Source organism: Actinokineospora lacus (genome assembly GCF_053813445.1).
On record NZ_JBQERA010000017.1, the window covers coordinates 64,983 to 84,206 of the forward strand.

The following is a 19,224-nucleotide window of genomic DNA, read 5'->3' on the forward strand; positions in this document are numbered from 1 at the left end:
CACTGCCGAACGAAGGGAGCCTGCGATGATCGACCAAGCCCGGTTGGACCGGTTGTACGAGTGCGACATGATCGATGCCAACGGCGAGAAGATCGGCTCGGTCAAGCAGGTGTGGGTGGACGACCTCACCGGCCGTCCTCTCTGGGCCGAGGTGAACACCGGCCTGTTCGGTTTGCGGGACCACTTCGTGCCCATCCAGGACGCCAGCATCGGCGACGGGCGGGTCGTCGTGCCGCTGGCCAAGCGCCAGGTCAAGGAGTCCCCGAACATCAGCATCCGCGACGGGCAGATGTCCGACGAGCAGCAGGAGGAGCTGTGCCGCTACTACGGGCTGATCCCGTCGGCCAGCACCGGTGAGCACGACCGGCTCCCCGCCGAGCAGACCCGGGCCGACCGCCCGCAGCGCATGGCGGACCGGGCGCCCCAGGGCGACCCCGCGCCGGACCAGGTGCCGCCAGAGCGAATGTCGGACCGAATGCCGCCAGAGCAGGTGGCGCCAGAGCAGGTGCGGAGGGAACCCGCCGCCGCGGACGGCCCGCGCCTGCAGAGCACCGTCGCCGAACCCTTCCCGGACATGATGGACGCAGGCGCGGTGGGCACAGGCACGGTAAACGCAGGCGCGGGAGAAGCAAGCACCATGGACGCTGGCGCGGTGGAGGCCGGGGAGGTCATGACCCGGCACGAGGAACAGCTCAGCGCGGTCGTCCGCGACGTCGAGGTGGGCCGGGTCCGGCTGGTCAAGTACGTCGTCACCGAGGAGCAGAACATCACCGTCCCGGTGTCCCGCGAGGAGGTGCGCATCGTCCGCGAGCCCATCGACGGCACGACCAAGGCCGACCGCGACGCCTTCACCGAGGCGGCGGCCGAGGTGATCCTGCACCGCCAAGAGCCGGTCGTGGAGAAGATCGTCCGGCCGGTCGAGCGGGTCCGGCTCGAGAAGGAGATCGTCACCGAGCAGCGGCAGGTGAGCGGCAACGTCCGCCACGAACGCCTCGACGTCGAGGACGACACCGACGAGCGCCGCCGCTGACCGGCCGACCCGGAACGCGGCCCCGCGTTCCGGGTCGGGATCGTCAGACCGCGCGGGCGCTCAGCAGCGCCGAGGCCGCGTCCGCGCCTGATGTCCCCGCGGGCCACCAGTCGCCGTCCCGCACGCGGTAGGGGTACCAGCGCCCGTCACGGCCATAGCGGAGCTGGGTGTCCCCCACGGTGACCCGGTTCGCCGCGACCTCGGCCGACTCGTCGGTCACCGACGCGAGGGCGGCACGCGCCCTGGCGACCTCGGCGGCGGGCGGGCGCCACGACGTCTCCAGCACCCGCAGCGCGGGCAGGCCGCCCTGGTGCCAGGCGGCCACGGCGCGGTCGAGGTCGGCACGGACCGCCCGGAGCCGGTCCACCACCGCGGAGTGGACAGCGCCAGCGCCGGAGTCGCCAGCGCCGGAATGGGCGGCGCCGGAATGGGCGGCGCCGGAGTCGCCAGCGGCGCGGTGGGCAGCGCCGGAGTGGGCTGTATCGGAATGAACAGCACCGGAGTGGGCCGCACCAGAGTCGACAGCGGCGAAGTGGGCACTATCGGAGTGGGCAGCGGTGAAGTGGGCAGCGGCGAAGTGGGTGGCGGCGAAGTGGGTGGCGGCGAAGCGCACGACGTCATCGGCGAGCGGCAGCTCCACCACCGTCCCGGACAGCAGCGCCCTGGCCCGCACCGCGGCGTCGGCGGCCAGCAGCGCGAGGCCCCCTGGGTCGATTCCCGGGTCGATTCCTGAGTCAACTCCTGGGGCCGCGGGCACGGTCAGGGGTGTGGCGGGCTCGTCGGGCACACCGGGCGGGTCGGGCAGCGGGTCGGCGGGCGTGGCGAACGCCAGGGCCGCCGGGATGCCCGCCGCCCGCTCGTCCTCCGACGCCAGCCCGGCCAGCAGCGCGTCCCGGGTCCGGCCGCGGACCAGCAGCAGCACGAACGGGTCGGCGTCGATCAGCCACGCCGCCTGGTAGGCCACCGCCGCGGCGTGCCTGCACGGCATCTCCCACCCCGGGCAGCCGCACTCGGAGTCGAAGTCGCCGATCCCGGGCAGCAGCGCCACCCCGGCCTCGGCGGCCGAGGACGCCAGCGCCGCGGGCATCTCCCCGTCGAGCAGCGCCGCGATATGCCCGGACTCGGCGGCGACCTGGCCCGCGACGCGGTCCCACTCGTCGGCGGACAGCTCGGGGACCCGCAGGACGGGCGCGTAGCTGGTGTCGTCGTCGTAGTCGCGGACCTGGGCCGAGAGCCGCCCCGCGCTGACCGTGATGGGCCCGACGTAGCCGGAGCGGGCATAGCGGCGCCCCTGCCGGAGCTGCTGCTCGTCCAGCGCGCTGTCCTCGAGGCCGGAGATCCACTCCCGGCCCCACCACGTGCGCGCGAACCGCCCGCTGCCCCGCACCGCGGGGAACGCCGGGAATCCCCTGGCCCCGGTCATTCGGCACCTCGCAGTTCCACCAGCGCGGCGAGGTCGGCGTCCGAGAGCTCGGTGAACGCCGCCTCCCCCGCCGAGAGCACGGACTCGGCCAAGGAGCGCTTGCCCGCCAGCAGCAATGCGATCCGGTCCTCCAGCGTCCCCTCGGCGATCAGCCGGTGCACCTGCACCGGCCGCGTCTGCCCGATGCGGTACGCGCGGTCGGTGGCCTGGTCCTCGACCGCGGGGTTCCACCACCGGTCGACGTGGACGACGTGGTCGGCCCTGGTCAGGTTGAGCCCGGTCCCGGCCGCCTTGAGCGAGAGCAGGAAGACCCCGAAGCGCCCGTCGTTGAAGGAGGACACCAGCTCCTCCCGGCGCGGGACCGGCGTGCCGCCGTGCAGGAACCCGGTCGGCACCCCGCGCTCGCGCATCCGCCGCTCGATCAGCCGCGCCATGGCCACGTACTGGGTGAACACCAGCACGGCGCCGTCCTCGGCGCGGATGGTGTCCACCAGCTCCTCGAGCAGGTCGAGCTTGCCCGAGCGCCCGGCCAGGCGGCCGGTGGTGGCCTTGAGGTAGTGCGCCGGGTGGTTGCAGATCTGCTTGAGCCCGGTGACCAGCTTCATCACCAGCCCGCGGCGCGCCATCCCCGCCGAGGAGCGGATCTCCGCCATCGTCTCGCGGACCAGCGCGGTGTAGAGACCGGCCTGCTCCGGGGTCAGCGGGACCGGCTGGTCGGTCTCGGTCTTGGGCGGCAGCTCCGGGGCGATGCCCGGGTCGGACTTGCGCCGCCGCAGCAGGAACGGGGCCACCAGGCGGGCGAAGCGGGCGGCGGCGGCCGGGTCGCGGTCGCCCTCGATCGGGGCGGCCCAGCGGGCCCGGAACGCCGCCTGGGTGCCCAACAGCCCCGGCGTCGTCCAGTCCAGGATGGACCACAGCTCCGACAGGGTGTTCTCCACGGGGGTGCCGGTCAGCGCGACCTTCGCCGCCGACGGCACCGCGCGCAGCGCCTTGGCGGTGGCCGAGGCGGGGTTCTTCGCGTGCTGGGCCTCGTCGGCGACGACCAGGTCCCACTCGTGCCCGGCGAGCCGCGCGGTGTCGGCGCGCAGGGTGCCGTACGTGGTCAGGACGAAGCCCGACTCGGCCAGCGCCCTGGCCTGGCCGTGGAAGCGCCGCACGGGGACGCCGGGGGCGAACCGCCTGATCTCGCGCTCCCAGTTGCCCAGCAGCGACGCCGGGCAGACCACCAGGGTCGGGCCGGACCCGCGGTGCAGGTGCAGGGCGATCAGCGTGACCGTCTTGCCCAGCCCCATGTCGTCGGCCAGGCAGGCGCCCAGTCCCAGCTCGGTCATCCGCACCAGCCAGCGCAGGCCGCGCAGCTGGTAGTCGCGCAGGGTCGCGGCCAGGCCATCGGGCGCGGCCACCGGCTCGGCGCCGGAGTCCGGGTCGGCGACGCGGGCGCGCAGCTCGTCCAGCCAGGCGGCGGGCTCGACCGGCACCGCGGCGCCGTCGACCTCCACCGTCCCGGTCAGCGCGATGCCCAGCGCGGCCAGGCCGTCGACGGGCTTGAGCGCGCGGTCGCGGGCCCGGCGCAGGGTCTCGGCGTCGACCAGCGCCCAGCCGTCGCGCAGCCGGACCACCGGGCGGTGCGCGTCGGCGAGGCGGTCCAGCTCCTCGGGCGTGAGCGTCCGGCCGCCGACGGAGATCCGCCAGTCCAGCTCGACGGAGGTGCCCAGCCCGCCTGACCCGGCCCGGCCGACGGCGACCCGCGAGGTGAGCCCGCCCAGCAGCTCGCGCGGCCAGTGCACGTCCACGCCCGCGGCGGACAGCCGGGGCGCGGCGGCCATCAGCTCCTCGATCTCGGCGTCGTCGAGCACCAGCCGGTCGGGCACGGCCTGGCCGAGCAGGCGGGCCAGCGGCGGCCACTCCCGCGAGGCGCGGCGCAGCCCCCGGGTGAGCGCGACCCTGGCGTCGCGGCCGAGGCCGTGCCCCGGCCCCTCCCACACGCGGGCCGCGTCGACCACGGCGGACGGGTCGGCCAGCGAGTGCGCCTGGACGACGGCGTGGAACGCGCCCGCGGCGTAGTCCCCGTCGGGGACCTCGGCCCGCAGCGACACCCGCAGCCCGGAGTCCAGCCCGCCGGAGACCTCCTCGGCCCACGCCCGCAGCCGCGGCGCCCGGTGCGCGGGCCGGGCCGCGTAGAGCGGGCCGCCCGCGACCGTGACCGCCGCGGCCGTGCGGGGCATCCCGTCGACCACGGCGTCCAGGAAGGACCGGACGAGGGCGTCCGCGTCGGGCAGCAGGAGGGTGTCGGCCAGCAGGTCGTTGGACAGCAGGTCATTGGACGGGAGACCGCCGGGCAGGAGGTCGCCTGCCACCGGGACGGCCCGCGCGCGAGCGGGCATGGCGGCCACCAGCTCCCGTACCCGAGCGGTGTCGGCGACGTCCAGCGGCCCGGCCCGCCAGAGGTCGGCCCCCGTGGGGCTCAGCGCGGGCACGATCCGCCCGCGGGCGACCAGGTGCAGGGCGAGCAGGACGGCGGCGCCCCAGAACGCCGCCGCCGGGTCGGCGTCGAGGGCGCGGCGGGCCCGGGTGAGCACCGGGACGGCGGCGGCCACCGGCAGCCTGGTCACGGCCACGGTCACCGGGCGCGGGCCGTCGGGGCCGGGTTCGAGCAGGGTCAGCGTGCCCGGTGTTCCGGCACCGCGGGCCCCGTCGGGGCGGACGAAGGCGACGGTGCCCGCGCGGGCCGGGTCAGCGGGCTCGAAGACGGCCTGGCTTCGGACGAGTACGGCGGCCTGCTCGGCCGGGATGGTCCCCACGGACGCGGATTCTCCTCTCAGTTCGGCCGCTCGCCGAGCCACTGGACCAACTGGACGGTCAGGCCGTTGGGGTCGGGGAACTGGCAGAGCCGCTCCCCCCACTCCTCGTCGCGCACCGGGCCGACCGCCACGCCCGCGGCCGCCAGCCGCCGCGCGTCGGCGCGCAGGTCGGCGACCTCCAATGCGATGATCAAGCCGGTGGCGTGCGGCGCGTCGCCCACCGGCAGCAGGCACAGCTCGAAGTCGGTGTCGTCGTGCAGCAGCTTGGCGAGGTGGTCCCCCACCATGATCGGACGGAAGCCGAGGTGGTCGGTGTAGAACGCGGCGCCCGCGCGCACGTCGGCGACGTGCGCGGCGAGGGTGACCCGGCGGACCTGCATGGACACTCCTGGACTCAGTGGATCGGTACAGCGTACGGCCTGACTCGTACACTGTACCGTACAGCATACGAACGGCGGTGCGCATGGCCGAGAAGAACGAGCGGCGCGACCCGGCGCGCACCATGGCGCTGCTGTGGCGCTCGCCGAACGAGCCCGCGCGCGGACGCAGGCCGGGGCTGACCGCCGACGCGGTGGTCGCCACCGGCATCGCCCTGGCCGACGAGGCCGGCCTGGCCGAGCTGTCCATGCGCCGCGTCGCCGAGCGCCTGGGCGTGGGCACGATGTCGCTCTACACCTACGTGCAGGGCAAGGCCGACCTCGTCGCCGCCATGCGCGACCAGGTGGTCGGCGAGATCGAGGTGCCCGACCCCGCGGGCCAGTGGCGCGCGGAGCTGGACGGGTACGCCCGCGGGCTCTGGGCGCTGATGCACCGCCACCCCTGGCTGCTGGGCACCCCCATCGCCCACGAGCTGGCCGGGCCCAACGAGACGGTCAGGATGGACGCCGTGCTGGCCATCGGCGCCGCCGCCGGGCTCACCGAGCGCGACATGCTCGGGGTGTACCTCCTGGTCGACGCCTACGTGCGCGGCCTGGCCGCGATCTCGGTGGACGCCCAGCAGGCCTCGGCCCGCAGCGGCATGTCCGAGGTGGAGTGGTGGGCGGACAAGGAAGCCCTGCTCAACGCCTACGTGACCCCGGCGCGCTTCCCGGCGATGACCGCGGTCGCCAACGCGGGCGCGTTCGACTCCGACGCCTTCGAGTTCGGCCTGCACCGGGTGCTCGACGGGGTGGCGGCGCACCTCCACGGTGCGTAATCGATCAAGTTCGAGGGGTTCACAAGACGGACATCGGGCCGTAAGGTGAACTGGGAGCGCTCCCAATACCTCACCGTCGAGTCCCGGAGTCGATCGTGTCCCCTGCCTCTCCCGTGCTTCCCGCCCCCATCCGCCGCTCGCGGCGCGCGGCGCTCGCCGCGGGCGCCCTCGCCGCCAGCGCGGCACTCGTCGCGGGTGCGGCGGCCCTCATCGCACCGACCGCCACCGCCGCGGAATCGGCGTTCTACACCGTCCCGGACACCTCAGCCGCGCGCTGGGTCGCCGCCAACCCCAACGACTACCGGGCCCCGGTGATCCGCGACCGGATCGCCTCGGTGCCCCAGGCCAAGTGGTTCACCACCACCAACACCAGCACCGTGCGCGGGCAGGTCGACTCCTTCGTCGGCGCGGCCGCGGCCGCGGGCAAGATCCCGATCATGGTCGTCTACAACATCCCCAACCGCGACTGCGGCGGGGCCAGCGGCGGCGGCGCGCCCAGCCACGACGCCTACCGCGCGTGGGTCGACCAGGTGGCCGCGGGCCTGGCGGGCCGCCCGGCCTACATCGTGCTCGAACCCGACGTGCTGCCGATCATGACCAACTGCCAGAGCGCCGACCAGCAGTCCCAGACGCGCGCGTCGATGGCGTACGCGGGCAAGAAGCTCAAGTCGGGCTCGGCGCAGGCCAAGGTCTTCTTCGACATCGGCCACTCGGCCTGGCTGACCCCGTCGGAGGCGGCCAACCGCCTGCGCGGCGCGGACATCTCCAACAGCGCCGACGGCATCTCCTCCAACGTCTCGAACTACCGCTCGACCTCCGAGGTCACGAACTGGACCAAGCAGGTCCTCAGCAACCTCGGCGACGCCCGCCTGCAGGCCGTGATCGACACCAGCCGCAACGGCAACGGCCCGCTCGGCAGCGAGTGGTGCGACCCGGCGGGCCGGGCCATCGGCATCCCGAGCACCACCGCGACCGGCGACTCGAGGATCGCGGCGTACATGTGGATCAAGCTGCCCGGCGAGGCCGACGGCTGCATCGCGGGCGCGGGCACGTTCGTCCCGCAGCGCGCCTACGAGATGGCCCAGGCCGCCCCGCCCACCAGCACCACCACGGCCACGAGCACCACCACGACGACCACCACGACCACGCCGCCCCCGCCGGGCTCCTGCCGGATCAGCCACCGGGTCCAGAACGCGTGGTCCGGCGGCTACACCGCGGAGGTCACCATCACCAACGGCGCCTCGGCCATTTCCAACTGGACCGTGGAGTTCGCCGCCCCGGGCGTGTCGGTCACCAACGGCTGGAACGGCCAGTGGAGCAAGGTCGGCGACCGCGTCCGCGTCACCAACGCGGCGTGGAACGGCAACCTCGGCCCCAACGCCAGCGTGACCGTCGGCTACAACGGCACGGGCACCGCGCCCACCACCAGTAACCACACCCTCAACGGCGCGCTCTGCAACTGACGCATCGACGCGCGCCCTCCCTGGGGCCCGGCTCGCCGCCCGAGCCGGGCCCCCCTTTATGCGCCTAGTCCTTTGTGGTCAATCCTTGTGCCCAGTGGTCGACCGGTGACCAATAGCCGTCCGGTCAGTGGCCGCCGGTCAGCTCGCCGGTGAGCTTGCCGTGCATGGTGGCGCTGTGCTCGTTGAGCCCGACGATCTCGACGGCCTTGCCGCGCGCGGCGTACTTCGCGGTGACCGCGTCGAGCACCGCGACGGTCGAGGCGTCCCAGATGTGGGCGTCGGTGAGGTCGATGACGACCCTGTCCGGGTCGCCCTGGTAGTCGAAGCGGTGCGCCAGGTCGTTGCTGGAGGCGAAGAACAGCTCCCCGGTGACGGCGTAGACGACCTGCGTGCCGTCGGGGTCGGTGACCGAGGTGACCGCGACCAGCCCGGCGACCCGGCGGGCGAAGATCACCATGGCGGTGACGGCGCCGACGACGACGCCGATGGCGAGGTTGTCGGTGGCGACCACGACGGCGACGGTGACGGCCATGACGGCGATCTCGCCCGCGGGCATCCGCCGCAGCGTGGCCGGGGCGACGCTGTGCCAGTCGAAGGTGCCGACCGCGACCAGCACCATCACCGCGACCAGCGCGGCCATCGGGATGTCGGAGACCACCGGGCCGAACACGACGCACAGCAGCATCAGGAACACCCCGGCCAGGAACGTCGAGAGCCGGGTGCGCGCGCCCGCGACCTTCACGTTGATCATGGTCTGGCCGATCATCGCGCAGCCGCCCATGCCGCCGAAGAAGCCGGTGACGACGTTGGCCACGCCCTGCCCGATCGCCTCGCGGGTCTTGTTGGAGCCGGTGTCGGTGATGTCGTCGACGAGCTTGGCGGTCATCAGCGACTCCATCAGCCCGACCAGCGCGAAGGCGAACGCGTACGGCGCGAGCAGGGCGAGGGTGTCGAGGGTGAACGGCACGTCGGGGATGGCGGGCACCGGCAGCGCGTCGGGCAGGGCGCCCTTGTCGCCGACGGTGGGCACCGCGATGCCCGCGGCCACCGTCAGCGCGGTGAGCGCCACGATGGACACCAGCGGCGCGGGGACCGCCTTGGTGAGCCTGGGGAACAGCACCATGAGCAGCAGCCCGGCGGCGAAGAGCGGGTAGACCGGCCACGGCACGTCGACCAGCTCGGGCACCTGGGCCAGGAAGATCAGGATGGCCAGCGCGTTGACGAACCCGACCATCACGCTGCGCGGCACGAACCGCATCAGCCCGGCCACCCCCAGCGACCCGAGCACGATCTGGAACACCCCGCCCAGGATCACCGTGGCGATGAGGTGCCCCAGGCCGTACTCGCGGGCCAGCGGCGCGACGACCAGCGCGATGGCGCCGGTGGCCGCGGAGATCATGGCCGGGCGACCGCCCACGACGGAGATCACCACGGCCATGGTGAACGAGGCGAACAGACCCACGCCCGGGTCGACCCCAGCGATGATCGAGAACGAGATCGCCTCGGGGATCAGGGCCAGTGCGACCACCAGGCCCGCCAGCACCTCGGTGCGGGCGACCTTGGGCGAGAGCCAGGCAGGGCGCGGCAGGGAGCTTGTTTTCAGCACGAGTTCACCAAACGTGTTCAGGTGAGGAGGACATCGGGGGCGACGTCGACCCCGGGAGAAGGCGGGCTGCTACAGGGAAGTCGCTACAGGAACCAGGAAACGGACCGGTCTCGTGGAGACTGGTCACGGCGGCGGGAAGACCCCGACCTGGCGGATGAGAACCACCCCTGGCATTCAGACGACCCGAGCGCCTGCCACCTTATGGCAGGGACGACCACAGCGACGAACGCGATGGCGCGTGTCTTTCCGAGATGTTGGTCACTGGGCGAGCCAGGCGACCGCCTGCGCCACCGTGGACACCGCGCGAACGGGCGGGGGCGCGGGCCGCTCCACCATCACCACCGGAATCCCGAGCCGCCGCGCCGCGGTGAGCTTGGCGGCGGTGAGCGGACCGCCGCTGTCCTTGGTGACCAGCACATCCACCCGGTGCGCCAGCATGAGCGCGACCTCGCCGTCCACTGTGTACGGACCGCGGGCGAGGACCACCTCGGCGGCGGCTGGCAGCGGCGGGTCGGGCGGGTCGACGCAGCGGACCAGGAACCACTGCGGGCACTGGGCGAACACCGCGAGCCCCTGGCGCCCGGTGGTCAGGAAGACGCGCTCCCCCAGGCCCGCGAGCACCGCGGCGGCGGTGGGCAGATCGGCGACCCGGTGCCAGAGGTCCCCTTCTCCCGCGCTCCAGCCTGGCCTGCGGAGCAGCAGCAGCGGCACGCCCGCCGCCGAAGCGGCCTCCGCGGCCGATGCGCTGATCCGCTCGGCGAACGGGTGCGTCGCGTCCACCACGGCGTCGATGGCTTCCTGGCGCAACCAGCCCGCCAGCGCGGTGGGCCCGCCGAAGCCGCCGACACGCACGCCGCCGACCGGCAGCTTGGGGTCCCGGACCCGTCCGGCCAGCGAGGTGGTCACGTCGTGCCGCGGGTGCAGGGCGGCGGCCAGGGCGCGTGCCTCCCCCGTGCCGCCGAGGATGAGGACCTTCACGGGCGGTCCCTGGCCGCGGAGTACAGGTGGCTGTCGCAGAAGTCCGGGGTCTCCAGGGCGCGGCCGACGACGATCACGGCGGTCCTGCGGATGCCCGCGGCGCGGACGGCGGCGGCGATGCCGTCGAGTGTTCCGCGCAGGATCAGCTCGTCGGGGCGGGAGGCGCGGGCGACCACGGCGACCGGGCAGTCGGGGCCGTAGTTGGGGATCAGCTCCGCCACCACCTCGTCGACGCGCTGGACCGCCAGGTGCAGGACCATCGTCGCCCGGCTGCGGCCGAGGGTGTCGAGGTCCTCCCCGGCGGGCATCGGCGTGGCGCGGGCGGCGGTGCGGGTGAGGATGACGGTCTGGGCCACGCCGGGCACGGTGAGTTCCCGGCGGAGCGCCGCCGCGGCGGCGGCGAAGGCGGGGACGCCGGGGCAGATGTCGTAGGGCACGCCCGCGGCGTCGAGGCGGCGCGCCTGCTCGGCCATGGCGCTGAACACCGACGGGTCGCCGGAGTGCAGGCGGGCGACGTCGTGGCCCGCGGCGTGCGCGGCCAGCATCTCGGCGACGATCTCGTCCAGGGTGAGGTTGGCGGTGTCGACCTTGCGGGCGCCGGGCGGGCAGACCTCCAGCAGCTCGGCGGGGACCAGCGCCCCCGCGTACAGGCACACCGGCGCGGCGGCGACGATGTCGCGCCCCCGCACGGTGATCAGGTCGGCCGCGCCCGGCCCGGCCCCGACGAAGTGAACGGTCACGACTCCTCCTTGACCACGTGCCACTGGGTGACCGCCCGCTGCGGCTTCCACGCGGTGAACCCGCCCAGCGGCTCGGCCCGCTCGACCGCCACCCTGGTCAGCGTCCCGCCGACCTCCGAGCGCCACCGCGCCACCAGCGCCTCGGACTCCAGGGTCACCGCGTTCACCACCAGCCGCCCGCCCGCGCCCAGCGCCGACCAGCACGCGGGCAGCACGCCGTCGGCGGTCACCCCGCCGCCGACGAACACCGCGTCCGGCCGGGGCAGTCCGCCCAGGACCGCGGGCGCCGCGCCGACGCGGACGTCCAGGGCGGGCACGCCCAGCGCGGAGGCGTTGCGCGCCGCCCGCTCGGCCCGCTCGGCGCGCGGCTCGACCCCGACCGCCCGGCACGCCGGGTGCGAGCGCAGCCACTCGATCCCCACGCTGCCCGACCCCGCGCCGATGTCCCACAGCAGCTCACCCGGCTCCGGGGCCAGGGCGGCGAGGGTCACCGCCCGCACCTCGCGCTTGGTGATCTGGCCGTCGTGCTCGTAGACGTCGTCGGGCAGCCCCGGCACCCGGGGCAGCCGCCGCGCGCCCCCGGCCGCGGCGCACTCCACCGCCACGACGTTCAGCGCGGGCGCCGTCCCGCTGTACTCCGCCGCGGCGCACGTGGTGATCCGCTCGTCCGGGCCGCCGAGGTCGGAGAGCACGGTGAGCGCGCTCGGCCCGAACCCCCGGTCCCGCAGCAGCGCGGCCACCGCCGCGGGCGTGTCCCCCGACGCGCTGAGCACCAGCACGCGCCGCCCCGGGTGCAGCGCCGCGTGCAGCCGGGCCACCGGCCGCCCCACCGCGGTGACCACCTCGACGTCCTGCAGCGCCCACCCCAGCCGCGCGCACGCCAGCGACGCCGACGACGGGTGCGGCAGCACGGCCACCTCGGTCCGCGCGCTCAGCTCGACCCCCACCCCGAACCACATCGGGTCACCGCTGGCCAGCACGCACAGCCGGGCCCCGCGGTGCGCGTCCAGCACGGACGGGATCGAGGGCACCAGCGGCGTCGGCCAGGTGACCCGCCGCGCCGCCACCTCTTCCGGCAGCAGCGCCAGCTGGCGCGGCGCGCCGACCACGACCTCCGCCTCCGCCAGCGCCGCGCGCGCGGGCGGGGCCAACCCCGCCCAGCCGTCCGCGCCGATCCCCACCACCGTCACCACGGCCGCACACGCTAACCGCACGCCCGCCGGAGATCCACGCCACGTGGCCTGGCCCACCCCCCGCGGGTCTGACACGATGCGGTGGACGAAAGCAGGGTGTGCGAGGAAACCGGTGCGAATCCGGTGCGGTCCCGCCACTGTGACCGGGGAGCGTCCCTCCCGCGCGTGCCACCGGGCCCCGGCCCGGGAAGGCCGGAGCGGGCGCGCTGATCCGGGAGCCAGGACACTCCGCCCTGCGTGACGCACCGACCCGGGCGCGGACCCGGAGAGTGAGGATTGCCGCATGCCCGAGACCGGGTACCCGTTCTCCGCCGTCGTCGGCCACGCCGACCTGCGCACCGCCCTGCTGCTCAACGCCGTCCACCCCGGCATCGGCGGGGTGCTGGTCCGCGGGGAGAAGGGCACCGCGAAGTCGACGGTGGTGCGCGCGCTCGCCGCGCTGCTGCCCGCGGTGGACGTCGTGCCCGGCTGCCGGTTCGCCTGCGACCCCCACGCCCCCGACCCGCGCTGCCCCGACGCCCCGCACGAGGGCGCGGACAGCAGGCCCGCCCGGCTGGTCGAGCTGCCGGTGGGCGCCAGCGAGGATCGCCTGGTCGGGGCGCTGGACCTGGAGCGGGCGCTGCGCGAGGGCGTGCGCGCCTTCCAGCCCGGCCTGCTCGCCGCCGCGCACCGGGGCGTGCTCTACGTCGACGAGGTCAACCTCCTGCACGACCACCTGGTGGACCTGCTCCTGGACGCCGCGGCGATGGGCCGCGCGCACGTCGAGCGCGAGGGGGTGTCGGTCTCGCACGCGTCGTCGTTCCTGCTGGTGGGCACGATGAACCCGGAGGAAGGCGAGCTGCGCCCGCAGCTGCTCGACCGCTTCGGCCTGACCGTCGAGGTGCGCGCCTCCCGCGAGGTGGACACCCGCGCGGAGGTGATCCGCCGCAGGCTGGCCTACGAGGCCGACCCCGCCGGGTTCGCCGCCACCTGGGCGCCCGCCGACGCCGACCTGGCCGCGAGGATCGCCACCGCCAGGGCCGCGCTGCCGGGGGTCGCCCTGCCGGACGCCGAGCTGCGCCGCATCGCCGCGGTCTGCGCCGCGTTCGACGTCGACGGGATGCGCGCGGACCTCGTCGTCGCCCGCGCCGCCACCGCGCACGCCGCGTGGCGCGGCGGGGACCGGGTCACCGAGGCCGACGTCGAGGTCGCCGCCCGGCTCGCCCTGCCGCACCGCCGCAGGCGCGACCCGTTCGACGAGCCCGGCCTGGACGACAAGCAGCTCGACCAGGCCCTGCGCGACGCGGCGGCGGAAGCGGGCGACGACCCGGACCCCGACCCGCCGGGCGGTTCCCGGCCGGGCAGTCCACAAGAGACAGATCAGCAAGGGGACGACTCACAAGAGGCCAAGTCGCAGGAGACAAGCTCGCAGGAGAGCAAAAAGCAGGCGCCCCAGGGCGACGGCGAGGGCAGGCACGCGGGCGCGCCCGACGCGGGGTTCACCGCCAGGCGCCTGGAGATCGCCGGGGTCGGCGACGGCGCGCCCGGCCGCCGCTCCCGCTCCCGCGCGGGCGGTGGCCGCACCCTGCGCGCCGCCCCGCGCGGCGCGGGTGTGCACCTGGTCGGCACGGTCACCGCCGCCGCCCCGCACCAGCGCGCCCGCGGCCGCACCGGCACCGCCCTGGAACTGCGCCCCGAGGACCTGCGGCGCACGGTCCGCGAGGGCCGCGAGTCCAACCTGGTGCTGTTCGTGGTCGACGCCTCCGGCTCGATGGCCGCCCGCAAGCGGATGGCCGCGGTGACCGGCGCGGTCGTCTCCCTGCTGCGCGACGCCTACCAGCGCCGCGACAAGGTCGGCCTCATCACCCTGCGCGGTAAGGAGTCCACGCTCGCGCTCCCCCCGACCTCCTCGGTCGAGGCGGCCGTGGCCCGGCTGCGGGACCTGCGCACCGGCGGGCGGACCCCGCTGGCCGACGGCCTGCTCAAGGCCCGCGGCACCCTGGCCGCCGAACGCCTGCGCGACCCGCGCCGCCGCGCGCTGCTCGTGCTGGTCACCGACGGCCGCGCCACCGTCGCGGCCCGCCCCGGCGGCGACCCGCTGGCCGACGCCACCCGCGCGGCGGCCCTGCTCGCCCGCGACGGCGTGGCCGCCGTGGTGGTCGACTGCGAGAGCGGCCCGGTGCGGCTGGGCCTGGCCGAGGGGCTGGCCCACGCCCTGGGCGGCACCGGGGTCCGGCTGGCGGACCTCTCGGCGGACGCGGTCGCGGGCGTGGTGCGCGCGGCCCGCGCGGCATAAGGAGAACCACGGTGCCACAGGGCAAGCCCGAGGCCGTCCCGGACGACGGCAAGACGACCAGGCAGCGCCGCAACCGCCCGCTGCTGCTGGTGCACACCGGCGAGATGAAGGGCAAGTCGACCGCGGCGTTCGGCATGGCGCTGCGCGGCTGGAACCAGGGCTGGGACATCGGGGTGTTCCAGTTCGTCAAGTCCGCGAAGTGGCGCGTCGGCGAGGAGTCGGCGTTCCTGGCGCTGGGCAGGCTGCACGAGCAGACCGGCGAGGGCGGGCCGGTGCAGTGGCACAAGATGGGCTCGGGCTGGTCGTGGTCGCGCAAGGCGGGCACCGAGGTCGACCACGCCGAGGCCGCCCGCGAGGGCTGGCGGGAGATCGCCCGCAGGCTCGCCGCGCAGGAGCACGACCTCTACGTCCTCGACGAGTTCACCTACCCGCTCAAGTGGGGCTGGCTGGACGTCGACGAGGTCGTCGCCACCCTCACCGGGCGCCCCGGCCACCAGCACGTGGTGATCACCGGCCGGGACGCGCCGCCCGCGCTGGTCGAGGCCGCGGACCTGGTCGCGCACATGGCGAAGGTGAAGCACCCGATGGACGCGGGGCAGAAGGGGCAGAAGGGGATCGAGTGGTAGCCCGCCTGGTCATCGCGGCCCCGGCGTCGGGCAGCGGCAAGACCACCGTGGCCACCGGCCTGATGGGCGCGCTGCGGGCCAGGGGGCACGCGGTCGCGCCGTTCAAGGTCGGCCCCGACTACATCGACCCCGGCTACCACACGCTCGCCGCGGGGCGGCCCGGGCGCAACCTCGACCCGAACCTCGTCGGCGAGCACCGGGTCGCGCCGCTGTTCCGGCACGGCGCCCTGGGCGCGGACATCGCCGTGATCGAGGGCGTGATGGGCCTGTTCGACGGGCGGATCGAGAACGGGTACGGCTCCACCGCGCACGTGGCCGAGTCGCTCGGCGCCCCGGTGGTGCTGGTGGTCGACGCGCGCGGGCAGAGCAGCAGCATCGCCGCGCTGCTGCACGGGTTCCGGTCGTTCCGGCCCGGGGTGCGGCTGGTGGGCGTGGTGCTCAACCAGGTCGGCTCCGACCGGCACGAGGAGGTGCTGCGCGCGGCGTGCGGCGAGGTGGGCCTGCCGGTGCTGGGCGCGGTGCGGCGGGCCGCGGCGGTCGGGGTGCCGTCGCGGCACCTGGGCCTGGTGCCCGCCGCCGAGCACGGCGCGGACGCCGTCGGCGCCGTGGCCGCGATGTCGGCGCTGGTGGCGGAGTCGGTGGACCTGGCGGCGGTGGCCGCCCTCGCCGCGACCGCGCCGCCGCTGCCGGGGCCGCGCTGGAACGCCGAGGACGAGGTGGCCCGCTCCGCGCCCGTGGTCGTGGCGGTCGCGGGCGGTCCGGCGTTCACCTTCGGCTACGCCGAGCACGTCGAGTTGCTGCGCGCGGCGGGCGCGTCCGTCGCGGTGCTCGACCCGGTGCGCGACACGGCCCTGCCGCCGGGCACGGCCGGGCTGGTGCTGCCCGGCGGGTTCCCCGAGCAGCACGCCGCGGCGCTGTCGGGCAACGTCGCCCTGCGCCGGGCGGTGGCCGACGCGGTCCGCGGCGGGATGCCCGTGCACGCCGAGTGCGGCGGGCTGCTGTACCTGGCGTCCACTCTGGACGGACAGCCGATGTGCGGGGCGCTGCCGGTCGACGCGGTCATGTCACCCCGGCTCACCCTCGGCTACCGCGACGCGGTCGCCACCGCCGACTCCGTCCTGCACCCGGCGGGCGCGCGGGTCACCGGCCACGAGTTCCACCGCACCCGGACCGATCCTGTGCACGGGGAGAGCCCGGCGTGGGCGTGGCGCGGCCCCTCGGGCGCCGTCGTCCGGGAGGGGTTCGCCAGCGGCCGCGTGCACGCCTCGTACCTGCACACCCACCCGGCGGGCCAGCCGGACGCGGTGGCCCGGTTCGTCGCCGCGGCAGGCCGCTGACCCCAGGCGAGATCACGGGAGGCGAAGCAGTGGCGGCGACCCGGACCCGGCGGCGCTTGGTGGTCATCGGGTCGGTGACGCTGAGCGTGGTGCTGCTCGCCGCGCTGGCCACCGCGACGGCGGGCCACGCCCTGTCACTGGCGGTGCAGGGCCGCAGCATGGCCCCCACCATCGAACCCGGCCACCGCATCCTCACCGACCCCTTCGCCGAGGACTACACCCCGGCCCGCCTGGACATCGTCGTCGCCCGCCCCAAGCCCGACTCCTCCTCCGTCGTCAAGCGGATCGTCGGCCTGCCCGGCGACCGGGTGCGCGTGAGCGGCGGACGAGCCCTGGTCCAGCCCGGCGGGGCCGGTCCGTGGCGGGAACTGGTGGTGGCCCCGTCCGGCGACCCGTGGTCGCGCACCCCCCGGGTCTGCTGCTCCCCCGACGGCCGCGGCACCGTCGACGCCCCCGCGACCGTCCCCGCGGGCCACACCTGGCTCCTGGGCGACAACCTCCCCGTCTCCGAGGACTCCCGTGCCTACGGCTTCGTCCCCGTGACCGGGATCGAGGGCCCGCTGTGGCTGCGCACCTGGCCGATCGGCTCGGCGGCGGAGCTGGTGGCCGCCGCCGAGCTCCGGGCGCTGCCCTGAGACACCGCTGCCCGCGTCCACTGTGGACGCGGGCAGCGGTGGACTGGTGACTTCAGCGGCGGATGGTCCCCCGGTGCAGCAGCACCGCGAACACCACGCCGATGCCCGCCCACAGCACGGCGGACGTGCCCAGCGACGCCACCCGGAACTCCCACAGCAGGTCACCGGGGAACCCCTCGGGCACCTCGCGGAACGACGGCAGCAGCTTCGCCACCACCGTCACCACCACCAGGTACCCGACGACGGCCGAGACCCCGGCGAGCCACCCGCCGAGGCGGGCGGTCAGCCGGTTGGTCAGCGCGCCCGCCAGGACCGCCGCGACGACCGAGACGCCGATCACCGCGAAGTACAGCGCCGTCCGCTGCCCGATCGTCGACTCCTGCCCCACCGCGGGCGGGTTCGCCGGGTAGGTCAGGAACGGGACGAGCACCACGGCCACGTAACCGATGCCCGCCAAGGCGAGCGCCGTGGCGCGCGGGGACAGGCTGCCGAGCCTGCCGTAGGCGAAGGCGAAGGCGATCCCGAACAGACCGCCCAGCCCCAGGCCGTAGGCCACCGCGCCGATCCCGAGGCCACCAGTCGCCTGGAAGGCCCGGGACACCGGCTCATCGTGGGAATGCTCACCGTGCGAGTGCGCGCCTGCGTCCTCGATGGCGATGGCCCGCTCGACCGCGGGCTCGCCGAACGCGCTGGCGAAGCCGAAGGCGAGCACGCCACCGACGAGGCCCGCGAGCAGGCCCCACACGAGCAGCGAGCGAACGGTGAGGGTGGGGGTTTCGGTCAGTGGCACGGAAAGCCCAGCAGGTGCCGCGCGTCGTGCACCAACTCGTGGACGGCGGCGCCGTCGAAGATCGCCATCGCGCCCTGCTCGGTGCTGACGAAGTACATCACCAGCAGCGACAGGACGCCGACGAACACGGCGTAGGGAAGGATTTCCCGGATCGGGATGCGAACCGGCATGGGGACGGCGTACGTCATGAAGGGCCTCCATCCGGGCTACCCGCGGCCCGGAGTCAGGGGGGAAGATGGCAGAGGGTCTGACTGGGGCCCGCGAACGGACCTTCACAGTGGCGCGGCCGTGCCGGAATCTCACCGGCTTCCTTCTACCATCAGGGTCGATCCAGGAACGTATGGGAGCGCGGGTGGCCGTGTCAACGCAACCAGGGCAGGGGCAACCAGGGCAGCGGCGGGCGTCACAGTCCACGCTGGTCATGATCGCCCACCAGCCGACCGCGGCGACCCGGTTGGCGGCCTTCCCCGCCGACGAGACCATCGATGAGCCGTTCGAGGCGCGGGCGCCCCGGGTCGACGCCGCGCTGCGCGGGCCGGAGACCCGCTGCGCCGACACCGCCGCGTGGCTGGGCCTCGACGCCGAGCGGGACCAGGCCCTGCGCGACCTCGACGCGGGCTCCTGGCGCGGCCAGCCGCTGAGCAGGGTCCAGCTGGCCGACCCCGAGGGCCTGGCCAGCTGGCTGGGCGACCCGAGCGCGCCCGCCCCCGGCGGGGAGTCGGTGGCCGACGTGGTGGCCCGGGTCGGCGCCTGGCTCGACACCCGGCCCGCGGCGCCCCGCCGGGTCGCCGCGATCACCCACCCCGCGGTCCTGCGCGCGTCACTGGTGCACGTGCTCCGCGCACCGGCCTCGGCATTCTGGCGAATCGATGTCGCGCCCGGCGCGCGGATCGTTCTGCGTGGGGGCGCCGAGCGGTGGACTGCGCTTTTCCGCTGATTTCCGGCGCCATTGGAAACAATGTGGACATTCCGATCGCGACCTCACCGCCCGGCGATCGGGTAGAGGCAGAAGTCCCGGGCCCCTCCGGGCGGATTCCCCCAGGTGGAGCCGTGGCGTCCACCCGCAGTCACCCAAGATCCACGCACGGTGTCGACGGTCATAAGATCACCGGAAGGAGGGGCAACCCGGGAA

Annotated in this window: 17 protein-coding genes and 1 riboswitch; of the genes, 8 read left to right on the forward strand and 9 right to left on the reverse strand. The window is 75.1% G+C overall.

The features are described from left to right. Positions 1 to 25 precede the first annotated feature (25 nt). On the forward strand, positions 26 to 1,030 hold the full coding sequence (locus ACTG9Q_RS30855; RefSeq protein WP_455576472.1) for a DUF2382 domain-containing protein: 1,005 nt from the start codon (positions 26 to 28) through the stop codon (positions 1,028 to 1,030). A 43-nt stretch (positions 1,031 to 1,073) separates the two neighbouring features. Here the strand turns inward: ACTG9Q_RS30855 and ACTG9Q_RS30860 are convergent, their stop codons facing one another. Genes ACTG9Q_RS30860 through ACTG9Q_RS30870 form a run of 3 tightly spaced genes read right to left on the reverse strand, consistent with a single transcriptional unit; the run spans position 1,074 to position 5,634 of the window. Continuing rightward, the gene (locus tag ACTG9Q_RS30860; protein ID WP_455576473.1) at positions 1,074 to 2,453 is read right to left on the reverse strand and encodes an SWIM zinc finger family protein; all 1,380 of its coding nucleotides are present in this window, start codon (positions 2,451 to 2,453) and stop codon (positions 1,074 to 1,076) included. After that, complete coding sequence (locus tag ACTG9Q_RS30865; protein WP_455576474.1) at positions 2,450 to 5,254, reverse strand: SNF2-related protein; 2,805 nt, start codon at positions 5,252 to 5,254, stop codon at positions 2,450 to 2,452. The genes ACTG9Q_RS30860 and ACTG9Q_RS30865 overlap by 4 nt, the downstream gene beginning before the upstream one ends. 17 nt (positions 5,255 to 5,271) lie before the next feature. Further along, positions 5,272 to 5,634, reverse strand: coding sequence for a VOC family protein (locus ACTG9Q_RS30870; protein WP_455576475.1), 363 nt, complete (start codon positions 5,632 to 5,634; stop codon positions 5,272 to 5,274). Between the two features lie 83 nt (positions 5,635 to 5,717). On the opposite strand from ACTG9Q_RS30870, the gene ACTG9Q_RS30875 reads away from it, so the two are divergent. Together ACTG9Q_RS30875 and ACTG9Q_RS30880 are read left to right on the forward strand one after the other, a co-directional pair. After that, positions 5,718 to 6,449, forward strand: a complete 732-nt coding sequence (locus tag ACTG9Q_RS30875; RefSeq protein ID WP_455576476.1) for a TetR/AcrR family transcriptional regulator — start codon at positions 5,718 to 5,720, stop codon at positions 6,447 to 6,449. Between the two features lie 95 nt (positions 6,450 to 6,544). Then, entirely contained in the window at positions 6,545 to 7,912 is a 1,368-nt protein-coding gene (locus ACTG9Q_RS30880) for a glycoside hydrolase family 6 protein (RefSeq protein WP_455576477.1), read from the forward strand. Between the two features lie 124 nt (positions 7,913 to 8,036). Here ACTG9Q_RS30880 and ACTG9Q_RS30885 read toward each other — a convergent pair whose 3' ends face one another. From ACTG9Q_RS30885 to cbiE, 4 genes are all read right to left on the reverse strand, one after another. Next, the gene (locus ACTG9Q_RS30885) at positions 8,037 to 9,515 is read right to left on the reverse strand and encodes a SulP family inorganic anion transporter (protein ID WP_455576517.1); all 1,479 of its coding nucleotides are present in this window, start codon (positions 9,513 to 9,515) and stop codon (positions 8,037 to 8,039) included. Between the two features lie 261 nt (positions 9,516 to 9,776). Continuing rightward, on the reverse strand, positions 9,777 to 10,496 hold the full coding sequence (locus ACTG9Q_RS30890) for a cobalt-precorrin-6A reductase (RefSeq protein ID WP_455576478.1): 720 nt from the start codon (positions 10,494 to 10,496) through the stop codon (positions 9,777 to 9,779). Next, a complete protein-coding gene (gene cobM / locus ACTG9Q_RS30895; protein ID WP_455576479.1) occupies positions 10,493 to 11,236 on the reverse strand; it encodes a precorrin-4 C(11)-methyltransferase in 744 nt (247 codons plus the stop codon). Before cobM ends, ACTG9Q_RS30890 begins: the two co-directional genes overlap by 4 nt. After that, on the reverse strand, positions 11,233 to 12,429 hold the full coding sequence (cbiE, locus tag ACTG9Q_RS30900) for a precorrin-6y C5,15-methyltransferase (decarboxylating) subunit CbiE (RefSeq protein WP_455576480.1): 1,197 nt from the start codon (positions 12,427 to 12,429) through the stop codon (positions 11,233 to 11,235). The genes cobM and cbiE overlap by 4 nt, the downstream gene beginning before the upstream one ends. A 103-nt stretch (positions 12,430 to 12,532) precedes the next feature. Then, a riboswitch (cobalamin riboswitch) is annotated at positions 12,533 to 12,657 on the forward strand. A gap of 55 nt (positions 12,658 to 12,712) precedes the next feature. Between cbiE and ACTG9Q_RS30905 the strand changes: the two genes are divergently transcribed. Genes ACTG9Q_RS30905 through lepB form a run of 4 tightly spaced genes read left to right on the forward strand, consistent with a single transcriptional unit; the run spans position 12,713 to position 17,302 of the window. Then, entirely contained in the window at positions 12,713 to 14,704 is a 1,992-nt protein-coding gene (locus ACTG9Q_RS30905; protein ID WP_455576481.1) for a putative cobaltochelatase, read from the forward strand. 11 nt (positions 14,705 to 14,715) lie between these two features. Next, positions 14,716 to 15,330, forward strand: a complete 615-nt coding sequence (gene cobO / locus ACTG9Q_RS30910; protein ID WP_455576482.1) for a cob(I)yrinic acid a,c-diamide adenosyltransferase — start codon at positions 14,716 to 14,718, stop codon at positions 15,328 to 15,330. Then, on the forward strand, positions 15,324 to 16,667 hold the full coding sequence (locus ACTG9Q_RS30915) for a cobyrinate a,c-diamide synthase (RefSeq protein WP_455576483.1): 1,344 nt from the start codon (positions 15,324 to 15,326) through the stop codon (positions 16,665 to 16,667). Before cobO ends, ACTG9Q_RS30915 begins: the two co-directional genes overlap by 7 nt. Before the next feature lie 29 nt (positions 16,668 to 16,696). After that, positions 16,697 to 17,302, forward strand: a complete 606-nt coding sequence (lepB, locus tag ACTG9Q_RS30920) for a signal peptidase I (RefSeq protein ID WP_455576484.1) — start codon at positions 16,697 to 16,699, stop codon at positions 17,300 to 17,302. A gap of 52 nt (positions 17,303 to 17,354) precedes the next feature. On the opposite strand, the gene ACTG9Q_RS30925 is transcribed toward lepB, so the two are convergent. Both ACTG9Q_RS30925 and ACTG9Q_RS30930 read right to left on the reverse strand, forming a co-directional pair. After that, complete coding sequence (locus tag ACTG9Q_RS30925; protein WP_455576485.1) at positions 17,355 to 18,092, reverse strand: CbtA family protein; 738 nt, start codon at positions 18,090 to 18,092, stop codon at positions 17,355 to 17,357. Continuing rightward, a complete protein-coding gene (locus tag ACTG9Q_RS30930; RefSeq protein WP_455576486.1) occupies positions 18,083 to 18,280 on the reverse strand; it encodes a CbtB domain-containing protein in 198 nt (65 codons plus the stop codon). The genes ACTG9Q_RS30925 and ACTG9Q_RS30930 overlap by 10 nt, the downstream gene beginning before the upstream one ends. 233 nt (positions 18,281 to 18,513) lie before the next feature. Here ACTG9Q_RS30930 and ACTG9Q_RS30935 point away from each other — a divergent pair, with 233 nt between their 5' ends. Further along, positions 18,514 to 19,029: a histidine phosphatase family protein gene (locus tag ACTG9Q_RS30935; protein WP_455576487.1), complete on the forward strand. Its 516-nt coding sequence runs from the start codon at positions 18,514 to 18,516 to the stop codon at positions 19,027 to 19,029. The last annotated feature ends 195 nt before the right edge of the window (positions 19,030 to 19,224 follow it).

Coding starts and splice junctions, on each gene's coding strand:
- ACTG9Q_RS30855 (WP_455576472.1), top strand. CDS start 26: ATGATCGACCAAGCCCGGTTGGACCGGTTGTACGAGTGCGACATGATC.
- ACTG9Q_RS30860 (WP_455576473.1), bottom strand. CDS start 2,453: ATGACCGGGGCCAGGGGATTCCCGGCGTTCCCCGCGGTGCGGGGCAGC.
- ACTG9Q_RS30870 (WP_455576475.1), bottom strand. CDS start 5,634: ATGCAGGTCCGCCGGGTCACCCTCGCCGCGCACGTCGCCGACGTGCGC.
- ACTG9Q_RS30875 (WP_455576476.1), top strand. CDS start 5,718: ATGGCCGAGAAGAACGAGCGGCGCGACCCGGCGCGCACCATGGCGCTG.
- ACTG9Q_RS30905 (WP_455576481.1), top strand. CDS start 12,713: ATGCCCGAGACCGGGTACCCGTTCTCCGCCGTCGTCGGCCACGCCGAC.
- ACTG9Q_RS30930 (WP_455576486.1), bottom strand. CDS start 18,280: ATGACGTACGCCGTCCCCATGCCGGTTCGCATCCCGATCCGGGAAATC.
- ACTG9Q_RS30935 (WP_455576487.1), top strand. CDS start 18,514: ATGATCGCCCACCAGCCGACCGCGGCGACCCGGTTGGCGGCCTTCCCC.